The organism is Limnovirga soli, assembly GCF_013106755.1.
In the GTDB taxonomy this organism is placed as follows: Bacteria; Bacteroidota; Bacteroidia; order Chitinophagales; family Chitinophagaceae; genus Limnovirga; species Limnovirga soli.
Genome location: NZ_WHPF01000010.1, coordinates 1 through 11,649 on the forward strand (window position 1 = coordinate 1; position 11,649 = coordinate 11,649).

Annotated in this window: 9 protein-coding genes; 7 read left to right on the forward strand and 2 right to left on the reverse strand. The window is 39.4% G+C overall.

The features are described from left to right. The 7 genes from GD597_RS14300 to GD597_RS14330 all read left to right on the forward strand — a co-directional run. Nucleotides 1–1,096: hypothetical protein (locus tag GD597_RS14300; RefSeq protein ID WP_216368589.1), on the forward strand; the 1,096-nt coding region annotated here is incomplete at its 5' end. Nucleotides 1,097–1,366: 270 nt separating this feature from the next. After that, complete coding sequence (locus GD597_RS14305) at nt 1,367–3,130, forward strand: Ig-like domain-containing protein (protein ID WP_171608568.1); 1,764 nt, start codon at nt 1,367–1,369, stop codon at nt 3,128–3,130. A 60-nt stretch (nt 3,131–3,190) separates the two neighbouring features. Beyond that, nucleotides 3,191–5,389 (forward strand): Ig-like domain-containing protein, encoded by a 2,199-nt coding sequence (locus tag GD597_RS14310; RefSeq protein ID WP_171608569.1) that lies wholly within the window; start codon nt 3,191–3,193, stop codon nt 5,387–5,389. Nucleotides 5,390–5,703: 314 nt separating this feature from the next. Then, nucleotides 5,704–6,147 carry a cold-shock protein gene (locus GD597_RS14315; protein ID WP_171608570.1) on the forward strand — a complete coding sequence of 148 codons (444 nt, stop codon included), beginning with the start codon at nt 5,704–5,706 and terminating at the stop codon, nt 6,145–6,147. Between the two features lie 332 nt (nt 6,148–6,479). Continuing rightward, nucleotides 6,480–7,361: a DnaJ C-terminal domain-containing protein gene (locus GD597_RS14320; RefSeq protein ID WP_171608571.1), complete on the forward strand. Its 882-nt coding sequence runs from the start codon at nt 6,480–6,482 to the stop codon at nt 7,359–7,361. An 8-nt stretch (nt 7,362–7,369) separates the two neighbouring features. After that, nucleotides 7,370–7,666: a chaperone modulator CbpM gene (locus GD597_RS14325; RefSeq protein WP_171608572.1), complete on the forward strand. Its 297-nt coding sequence runs from the start codon at nt 7,370–7,372 to the stop codon at nt 7,664–7,666. A 131-nt stretch (nt 7,667–7,797) separates the two neighbouring features. Beyond that, nucleotides 7,798–9,267, forward strand: a complete 1,470-nt coding sequence (locus tag GD597_RS14330) for a gluconokinase (RefSeq protein WP_171608573.1) — start codon at nt 7,798–7,800, stop codon at nt 9,265–9,267. Nucleotides 9,268–9,287: 20 nt separating this feature from the next. Here the strand turns inward: GD597_RS14330 and GD597_RS14335 are convergent, their stop codons facing one another. Next, nucleotides 9,288–9,965 carry a HupE/UreJ family protein gene (locus tag GD597_RS14335; RefSeq protein ID WP_171608574.1) on the reverse strand — a complete coding sequence of 226 codons (678 nt, stop codon included), beginning with the start codon at nt 9,963–9,965 and terminating at the stop codon, nt 9,288–9,290. Nucleotides 9,966–10,138: 173 nt separating this feature from the next. Continuing rightward, nucleotides 10,139–11,485, reverse strand: a complete 1,347-nt coding sequence (locus GD597_RS14340) for a tetratricopeptide repeat protein (protein WP_171608575.1) — start codon at nt 11,483–11,485, stop codon at nt 10,139–10,141. Nucleotides 11,486–11,649 lie beyond the last annotated feature (164 nt).

The following is an 11,649-nucleotide window of genomic DNA, read 5'->3' on the forward strand; positions in this document are numbered from 1 at the left end:
TAACAGTGCTGCTGACAGCAAATTAAATATCGCTGATACAGCTGCAATGTTAAGCGCATATGCCACCACGCAAGGCCTGATTGATTCGCTAACCATATTAAAGGATAGCCTTCAATTAAAATTAAACATTGCCGATACAGCTGCCATGCTTAGCGCTTACGCTAAATTAAACAGCGATATAACAGGAAATGCTGCTAATGTTACAGGAATAGTAGATATTGCAAATGGTGGTACCGGCTCTTCCACAAAAAGCTTCGTTGACCTTTCTACTGGTCAAAGTATTGCTGGTTTAAAAACTTTTGACACAACTATTCTGGTTAATTCCATTACCATTGGTACAGGGCCAGGCAATATTAGTACCAATACAGTTATAGGCAACGGTGCTTTAAATGCGAATACAACCGGCGGTGAAAATGTAGCAACCGGATTTGGCACACTCAGCAATAATACACAAGGTAGTTCTAACACAGCTGCTGGTGTACAAACTATGTATTTCAATTTAACAGGTGAACATAATACCGCATTTGGCCGGGATGCATTAAGATTCAATGCAGCAGGTAGCAATAATATTGCGATTGGTTCACAATCCGGTATTCATTATGATGGCGTAGGTGCTAACCAGGTTACCAGTATTAACAACGCCGTAATTATTGGATATGATGCCGGCCCCAAAAACAATAACGATAGCAATGAAATTGTAATTGGACATAATGCAGTAGGTAATGGGTCCAATACCATCCAATTGGGTAACAGTAACATAACTGATGTAAAAACCTCCGGCACCCTTACAGCTGCTGGTGTTAAAACGCCAACAGGTACTTCGGCTCAGTTTTTAAAAGCCGATGGAAGCATTGATAGCAATAGTTATCTGGTTCGTGAGGTAGCAGATGAGTTTAGTGCAACCGCTGCACAAACGAGTTTTACACTAACACAAAAACCCTCTGCAACCAGTAAGGTTAAAATGTATATTAATGGTATTAGAATAAGCAATACAGCCTATAGTGTGGTAGATGATGTGTTAACGTATAATCCGGCAAATAATGGCTCGTATGCTTTAAGTGTGGCCGATAGAATTCAGTTTGACTATTATTATTAATAAAAATTATTAACCAGGCAATAGCATAAATAAGCAGCTTTACTTGCGTCGCACACTTGTACAACAGAATATAGTGCAGCAATGGAGTACATAAAAATAAGGATACAAAATAGGCAAATCCCAATTAGTAACCAACCGATGAAAGGATTGCGACGCAAGTAAAGCTGCCATAATTGCTACTGCCGGTATTAAAAGAATAGAAATGGTAACATAAAATAATAAGTACAATTGTATAAACTTAATTACTACCTACGCTAAATGAAAACAATTATGAAACTTCTCTTTACTATAACACTGTTAATTGGTCTGCAAATATGCACCAGCGGGCAATCAGTTACACTTTCTACTCCAAGCAGCAGCAGCACTCAGGTAGACAATGCAGTAGTAAGTTATACAGTAAGCGACCCGGCAGGAACAGCACAACAAATACAGATAGTGTTTACACTAACAGGAGGCTATAATTATAATTTAAATGGTTCCAAGGTGTTTACATTAACCATAAAAACCCCTGTCAATGGATCTAACACATTTACACTAAAACCAACTGACCCAACCAATGCGGCGAATCCCTATACTGCTTCCCCGGCAACAGCTATGCCCGAAGGTATTTATAGCGCCTTTTGCCAATATGTAAGGCCAGTATCAGCAGGTGGTACCACATTAAAATCTACCACCAGAACCAATATATTAATTGACGTGCAAACTTTGCCAGCAGTAATTACATTTCCAGCTAATAATGCAGTAGTAAAAAGCCCATTTATAATAAGGGATAGTGTAAATGAAACTTATTTATCGGGCAGCAAAAGCTTAACTTTTGTTGGTACAATAACCAATACCTTAACGCTTGCCAACAGCAAACCAAAAGATACCTTGACTATCAATACCAGTAATATAACAGCTGGGGGCAATATAGTATCGGCAACTTCCTCAACACTACCAGATGGCACTTATAATATGACACTTTCTTATCAGGATAGATTTTCTCATAGTGCCACTACCTCTACCAAAACTATTACCATTGATAATACAACATCAGCGCCCAGAATTGATACTCCATTAAACGGAACAACTGTAAATCAATTCCTGAATTTGAAGTTTACCTTACCAGAAAAAGATTCTGCACAGACCATGAAACTGGTGTTTAATAAATCAGGCACAAGAGATTCGCTTATTTTAAGAAATGCAGTGGTAGGTAGTAACAATTTTACTTTAAATACTAAAAACTTTACTGCTTCTTCCTATGTACTTTCTGCAAGTAGTAATAGTATAGATACAGGCAACTATAATATTGAATTATATTATAAAGATACACTTGGTAATGCCCTTGCAGGAGATACCGCATATAATATTTACATTGATAATTTTACGGCAATACCAATTTTAACGGCACCGGTAAGCAATGTAGCTATTAAAGGTGCTGACAGTTTTAATGTTGCTTTTACCTTGCCCGAAAAGCCATTGGCAAATTCAGTAAAGCTGTTGTTTAGCAAAACAGGCACTACCTGTACCACCACTTTAAATACCAGTGTAGCCGGTGCTGATTCTTTAACCATATATGCGGGTAATATTGCTTTATCATCTAAAGTTGCCGCCACCAATTGTGCCTCCTTAGAGGATGGCACATACACCCTAACATTGCAATACCAGGACTCTGTGGGTAATACAGTTACCAGTTCCGCTGGCATAACAATACTAGTAGATAGCAGAACAGCAAAACCTGTTTTGATATTACCTGGAGACAGCTCTACCATTTCCAATACATTGGCCCTATCCTTTACATTGCCCGAAAATGCATTAAACAACAGGGTAAGTCTTAAACTAAGAGGTTGTAGTGATGTAGACATCATTTTGGAAACAGCTGGCAGTGGTTTACAAACTTTTAGTTTAAATAAAAATGACCTTAACAATAGTCCGGGGGTAATTAGCAGTACCCAAAATAGCATTGCTGCAGGCACCTATACCCTTTTACTAGGCTATCAGGATGAGCATGGGAATAGTTTTATTTATACGGCACAAACAGGAATTATATTTTAAAAGCTTCCTGATTTAGCTAAATAAAAACATCGGTAAATACAACAATGTCAATAAAATAACATGAACCTAATAACTAAATATACTTATCCATTTTTTTACCCTTTTACCCAACAGGTTAAAGCAAAAAAAATGTTGATTAGCCTGCTATTGTTAGTTGTGTTGCAATTAACCACAAGGGGTCAATCGGTTACACTTTCTAGTCCGGCCAGCAGCAGTACGAATGTAACTACAGTATCAACACTTTTTACTATTAGCGACCCTGTAGGTACACCTCAGCAAATACAGGTGGTGTATACATTAACGGGTGGTTATTATTATAACGCAAATAGCCCCCAGGTGTTTACCCTAACAATGACATCCACTAGCCCTTCACCAGGCTCATTTACAGTAAGGCCAACAGATCCTACCAATTCATCCAATACCTATACTGCTTCGCCAACAACAGCCATGCCCGAAGGTTTATATAGCGTTTACTGCCAATATGTAAGGCCGGCAGCAGCTGGTGGCACCACTTTAAGATCTACCACCAGAACCAATGTATATATTGATACCAAAACCTTGCCCCCGGCCATTTTATTTCCTGCAAACAACTTAACTGTAAAAAGCCCTTTTGTAATAAGGGATAGTGTAGCTGAAACATATTTAAGCGGCAGTAAAAGCCTAACTTTTGTAGGCCCAATAACCAATACATTAACACTTGCTGATAGTAAACCAAAAGATACATTAACTATTAACACCAGCAATATATCAGCGGCAGGGAATATAGTATCTGCTACTTCTTCTACACTTCCTGATGGAACCTATACCATGATACTTTCCTATCAGGACAGGTTTTCCAATTCTGCTGCTTCAGCTACACAAACCATCACCATTGACAATACCACATTAGCACCCAGGATTGATACGCCATTAAACGGTACAACAGTAAATCAATTCCTGGATTTCAAATTTAATTTACCAGAAAAAGACTCTGCACAAACCATGAAACTGGTGTTTAATAAATCTGGCTCAAGAGATTCGCTTATTTTAAGAAATTCAGTGGTAGGTAGTAACAATTTTACTTTAAATACTAAAAACTTTACTGCTTCTTCCTATGTACTTTCTGCCAGTAATAATAGCATAGATACAGGCAACTATAATATTGAATTATATTATAAAGATACACTTGGCAATACCCTTGCAGGAGATACCGCATATAATATTTACATTGATAATTTTACGGCAATACCAATTTTAACAGCACCTGTAAGCAATCTAGCTATTAAAGGTGCCGACAGTTTTAATGTAGCTTTTACTTTGCCTGAAAAGCCATTGGCAAATTCAGTAAAGCTGGTGTTTAGCAAAACCGGCACTTCCTGTACCACCACTTTAAATACCAGTGCAGCAGGCGCTGATTCTTTAACCATTCATGCAGATAATATTGCTTTGTCCCCCAAAGTAGCCGCCACCAATTGCGCTTCCTTAGAGGATGGCACATACACGTTAACATTACAATTCCAGGATTCTGTGGGTAATACAGTTGCCAGTTCTACGGGCATAACCTTATTAGTAGACGGGAACACAGCCGAGCCAACACTAATTCTACCAGGCGACAGCAGCGTTAATAATGGCATGATAGATCTTTCATTTACACTACCTGAAAATGCTTTAAACAATACAGCAAGCCTTACATTCGCAGGATGCACCAGCGTACAAGTAAATCTTTTAACCAGTGGCTCCGGTTTACAAACCTTTCAATTAAACGGAAATAATATATCCCAAACGCCTGGGCTTTTATCGAGTTCATTAAGCACCATCCCCAATGGTACTTATTCTTTATTTTTAACCTATTCTGATATTTTTGGCAATCCTGCTGCCAGGGTATTGCAAACCAACATTACAGTAACAGGTGTACTGCCGCCACCAAGCATCACCACAGAAAATATTATTCCGAATTGTAATGATACCACGGCCGATCTAAGTACCGGCATTACCAGCGATACAACCGGATTAACCATCGATTATTACAGCGATTCTTCCCTTACCAGCCCCGTAATCAATCCGGTAACAACAGCAGGTACCTATTTTATTAATGTAACCAATATAAATGGACTCAGTGCTTCGTCAAGTATTACCGTTGATGTATTTACCACTTGTCCGGAAGCTATTAGCATTTCAGGGCAATCCACCAATTCAAAAGCTAAATACCTGAATAAGAACGGAGCTGTAGGTACAAAACATGCAGTAAACAAATATGGGCAAATCATTACAATACCCTAATTAGCAGGTTTTACAATGGTTTTAAAAAAATGCGGCAGGCCAAAAATGGCTTGCCGCATTTTTATTTAACAGGCCGTAGATAATAAAACAGCAAAAGCAGAAAACAATTCAGTCAAAACTTTTGCTTACCTCAAACCACTTCAAATGCGCTAATAACTACAATTTCAATTAAACCTAAAACTTTGTAGCTACTAGCGCCTCAAAAAAGCCTACCTTTAGCCAAATCTGCAGAAGTAATTCAAATTTTTTCCTCAGATCCGCATCTACTTTATCATGCTGCGCATACAGCATATTCCATCATTTAATAACAAAACATGGCAGAAACCTGGAACAAAAAAGAAAGAGAAAAGAAAAAACAACAAAGCAAAAAAGAAAAAGCTGAAAGAAAGCAGGAACGTAAAGAGAATGCCAAAAACACCAGCCTTGATGATATGCTGGCCTATGTTGACGAAAATGGCAACCTCTCTTCTACCCCTCCTGATCCGCGGAAGATGAAGAAGATTAAACTGGAAGACATAGAAATTGGTGTGCCCAAGCATCAGGAACAAGATCCTTCAGAACTTATCAGAAAAGGAACAGTTACCTTCTTTAACGAATCTAAAGGCTACGGCTTTATTAAAGACCACGAATCGCAACAAAGCATTTTCGTGCACATCAATGCGCTTAAACAAGCCATTCAGGAAAATAGTAAAGTAAGCTTCGAAATTGAAATGGGGCCCAAAGGTGCTAATGCCATAAATGTAGAACTGGCATCTTAGTTCTTCATATCCTTACTGCCTTAACTTTTTGCAATACTCCCCTATTAAAACTGGTAGGAGGAGCTTATGAGCCCGGCAATTGCACTACTATAAAGCCCCGCTTGCGTCGCACTCTTGTACACCTGGTTTGCTATTCAGCAACAACGCACTTAGTCTAAAAAACATACTTAACAATATAAAGCAATTACAATAACCTTGATGGTCTTACCACCACAGGGTTCTCTGTAATAGCCGTAACCCTAACAAACTAAACATTGCTTCAAATAAAAATTTTGCTGGCATAAAACTATTGCAGCAAACTTTCTAACCTCAGAAAAGCACAAAAAACGCATATGGAATTTATTGACTACTATACCATCCTGGGCATTCCTAAAAACGCCGCCGCCGATGATATCAAAAAGGCCTATCGCAAACTGGCCCGCAAACTTCACCCCGATCTTAATCCTAACGATAAGGAAGCACACCAGAAATTTCAACAAATCAACGAAGCCAACGAAGTGCTAAGCGACCCCGAAAAAAGAAAAAAATACGACCAATATGGTAAAGACTGGGAACATGCAGATGCATTTGAACAGCAACGCCAATCTGCACAAAACAGGCAGCAATATGCCGGCAGCCAGCAATTCGCCGGCAACGAAAATGGCGATTTCTCTGATTTTTTTGAAACCATATTTGGCAGCGGCAGCCGCAGTAAACCACCCAAATACAGGGGGCAGGATTATAATGCGTCCCTAAACCTTAGCCTTGCCGAAGCCATGCAAACGCACCAGCAAACCATAACCGTAAATGGCAAAAACATACGCATTACCATACCAGCCGGCATTGAAGACGGCCAAATGATAAAACTAAAAGGCCATGGTGCACCCGGTGCAAATGGCGGCCCCGCCGGTGATTTATTTATCAGCTTTTCAATTGCCCAACACCCGGTATTTAAACGCAGCAGCAACGATTTGTTTGCCACTATCCCCATAGACCTTTATACAGCTATACTTGGCGGTGAAACAACCATTGAAACCCTTACCGGGAAAATAAAATTAAAAGTGCAGCCCGAAACACAAAACGGCACCAAAATAAGGCTAAAAGGAAAAGGCTTTCCCCTATATAAAAAAGAGGGCGAAACAGGCGACTTGTATATTACCTATGAAGTAAAATTACCTGTGAACTTAACTGAAGAACAGAAAGCACTTTTTACCACTTTATCAACACTTAAATAGCTTTTTGTATGCAAACAGAAGAAATGATACCCGCCACTGAGTTTTGTATCCACCATAACATTGAGCTATCGTTTATTTATGCTTTACAGCAATCAGGCTTAATAGAAATTACCCGGGTGGAAGAAAATGTGTATTTACCTATTAGTCAGCTGCGTGAAATAGAAAAGCTGGCCTGCTTTTATTATGAAATGGATATAAACCTGGAAGGCCTGGAAACCATCAACCACTTACTGCAAAAAATAACTTACATGCAGCAGCAGATTACTGTATTAACCCATAACCTTGGCCGTTATGAAAATGAATAAATACCTTGCCTTTTATTGCTGCATATAGCGGTATAGTACAAGAGTGCGACGCAAGTAATGCCTGCCATAATATTTATTGCAGGGCTAAATAAATAAGTATTTGCCCTATTTTCACCGTAAATCTGTTTTGCATGTCTTGTATTATTGCCATCGATTTAGGAACTACCCATAGTAAAGCGCTGGTGCTGAATGAAAAGGCAACCGTACTGCATCATTTTAAATTGCCCGTAACATCGATGCAATTACTGCAAGGGCAACACCAACAGGAAGCCGCTGATATTTTTGAACAAGTACTTGAATTACTAACCCAATGTTTACAGGCAGTGCCGGCTGATAACATTTGTTGCATTTGTTTTAGCGCCGCTATGCATAGTCTGTTGGCGGTTGATGAAAATGGCCAGGCACTTACCATGGCATATACCTGGGCCGACACGCAAAGTAAAGCCGTTGCAAACAGGTTGCGTCAAAACGATGTAGCCAAAAATGTGTATGAAATAACAGGCACGCCACTGCATGCAATGAGTCCGCTGGTAAAAATAATTTGGCTTAAAGAAACACAGCCTGAAATGTTCAATGCAGCATATAAATTCATCTCCATAAAAGAATATGTGCTATGGCAGTTGGTTGGAAAATATATTGTTGATGAAGGCATTGCCTCTGCCACCGGTTTATATGATGCCGGTAATAAACAATGGAGTTCAGCTGCCTTAGCACTTGCCGGTATTGATACAGATAGATTATCTGAGGTGGTAAGTACATTTCATATAGAAAAGTTGCAGCTGGCCTTTATGCAAAGGTTAGGTTTGCAAAATACAATTCCGGTAGTTATAGGTGGTAACGACGGATGCCTGGCCAATTTAGGTTGCGGTGCACTTAATGCTACAGCAGCAGCACTAACCATTGGTACCAGCGGGGCTATAAGGGTTACCATACCTGCCGCTACACTGCCTCCACCTTTACATGGATTATTCAGGTATGTACTTACCGATGCATTGCAGGTAACCGGCGGCCCCATTAATAATGGTGGTATTGTTTTACAATGGTTTGCCAAGAATTTCATGAATGGTGAAATACAATCTGCGGCCGACTTTGAGGCATTAATGCAATTGGCATCAACAGCACCTGCAGGTAGTGATGGTCTATTATTTTTGCCTTATTTACTAGGCGAAAGAGCACCTGTTTGGGACGAAACTGCACAGGGTATGTTTTATGGCATTACCCTACAACATACAAAAGCACATTTTGCCAGGGCGGTAATTGAAGGTATTAGTTTTGCACTGCTACAAATATTAACGGCCATCGAAAAAAACAATAGCACTGTAACAAAAATATTTACCAGCGGCATGGCCACACAAAGCAATTGGTGGATGCAATTACTGGCCGATATGTTTGGCAAAACCGTTGTACTAAGCGATTCCACTGATGCCTCTGCCTTAGGCGCAGCATTTATTGCCATGTATGCAATGCAAATGATTCCAGCCATTGAACAGGTAAATGAGTTTATTACCATTTCAAAGCAATTTGAGCCAAATTCAATTAACCATGCTACCTATCAGGAATTATTTAAACAATATTGCACCTTATATCAGCGAATGCAATAGGCAATAAATACCGTGGCAATTTACAAACTAAGTACCCGCTCTATTGTCCAATAACCGGCAATAAGTGCAATTATAACAGACAAAGGAAATACCACCTGTTTTTTATATTGCAGCCTCTTACCAAACGGAATAATAAGCAGCAAAAACACCAGTAGTATCACAGCAATTTGCCCTATCTCTACACCGGCATTAAATGCCAGTACCGAGGTAAAAAAATTATTTCGGGGCAAGCCTACCTCGTTTAGCGCACTGGCAAATCCAAGTCCGTGTACCAGCCCAAATAAAAACACAATAACTACCCGCCAGGGTTTTAATTCATTAAGAATAATATTCTCTATGGCAACAAATACAATGGATAATGCAATCACCGGTTCTATTAACTGACTGGGTGCTACAATAATACTTTTCATACTTAGTGCCAGCGTAATGGTATGCGCCACCGTAAATGCCGAAGCTTGCCATAAAATAGTAGATATTTTATTACTTAACAGGCATAAGCTGGTCACAAAAAGAATATGATCAGTACCCAATGGTATAATATGCATAATACCCATTTTAAAATAAAACCAAACCACATCCTCAGTAGCAGCACGTTCCATGGCAATATTAATGGGGTGGGCACTTATCGCTGTAACGGCCAGCAGACAACAAATACAGGCCAGCCATTTTTTGTAAACACCATTTTGTACGGGAACCATTGTATAAAATATTTATTATGAAACTTTGGTGAATTTGAAGCCAAACACAAGTGCTTAAATAGACATCCGTTGCGTCGCACTCTTGTACTTATGCAACTTAATGCAGCAGAATCAGGGCCTTTAAAACAAACAGTTATGGCAAAAATCAACATTACCCTTTTTACTTCACTTGTTTATAAAGTTTGCAACGTATTAATGCTTTCTGTTTTAAGCATATCAGTAATATTTGGATTGGCCGATAAAGCATTTTGCAAAGTTGCTTTTGCCAACATTTTCTCACCTGTTTTGGCATAGATCAATCCGGCCCTGCATAACAAAACCGGGTTTTTAGAATTTGTTTTAAGCGCATTTTTTATATAGGGCAATGCTTTGGCATACTCGCCTTTATTATAATATACCCAGGCTACACATTCGTTTACATCAATATTATCGGGGCGGCGGTTATATTCCAATAAAGCATGTTTTTCTGCACTTTCGTAATTATCTATTTTAAGGTATGCATAGGCCAGTTCCTTATCTACATAATGCCCGATATTCGCATCGCTGTTGCCACTTTCGGCCTCTTTGCTCATGGCTTGTATTACTTCGTTTCTAAGTGTATGGGCCTCTTTATTTTTACCCATTATTTCGTATACATCGGCCATCGCATCTTTTATAGAAAAATCAGTTACAGATGAATCGGCCTGCTGATAATAGGTAATGGCATTGTTATACTGCTTTTCTGCAACAGCTATTCTGGCTAACCCAGCCAGTGCATACGCATATTCAGGGCGGTTTTGAGCAGCAATGGTGTATTGCATTTTGGCATTTAATAAGTCGCCGGTATTTTCATATAAATGGCCCAGCTGCACCCTGCACCATTCAGTACTTTCATCACCGGGAAAGCCTGCTTCTACGGCCAGTTTCATGGCACTAATGGCGCCGGGATAATCTCCATAAATTTCACGTAGGTATGATGCACGTGAATAAGAGCGGATATCAGGTCGAATTGCCAGCATACTATCGGCATCTGTAACCGCGGCCGCATAATTACCCATTTCTACATTGCCATCTACCATAATACCCCATACAAATGAATTATAAGGGTTCATCGTTTTTGCCTGCTCGGCCATATCAAGCCCTTCAGAAAAATGGTGCTGTGATAAGTATAAGAGCGATTTTAAAGTTAGGGCTTCAAAATTTTTTTCGTCTTGCGCCAGTACATCATTTACATATTTCATGGCGGCTTTATCGTAATAGGCAAAATTGCCGGTAGCCCTTGCTTCCTGTATAAATAAGGTAGATAATTGTATCAGAGATTTAGTATCTGCTGAATTGGCTTTAATTTTTTGCTCCAGTGTATACGCCTGGGCCTTTACTTTTAACCATTCAGGCGAATTGGCAGTAGCACCTTTGCGCGGCAGTAATGAATACTGCTCTGCATAGGATGGTGCTTTTATAGTTGCATATCGGTAATATATTGCCCCCAATGCTATTATAAATATTGCAATGATGGTGATATAGATGGTATTTTTTTTCATGATGTTTGATGATTTAACGATAACCCATTTTTATAAAATCTATAGTAAAGGTGTAGGTATGTGTTTATTTTTTTTAGGTGAGGTAGTTTTAAGAAATGATGCCACAAAGGAGGAACCCTGAACCGAGCGTGGCAAGTGCAGCTGCATACAGTTATAGTGCTTGA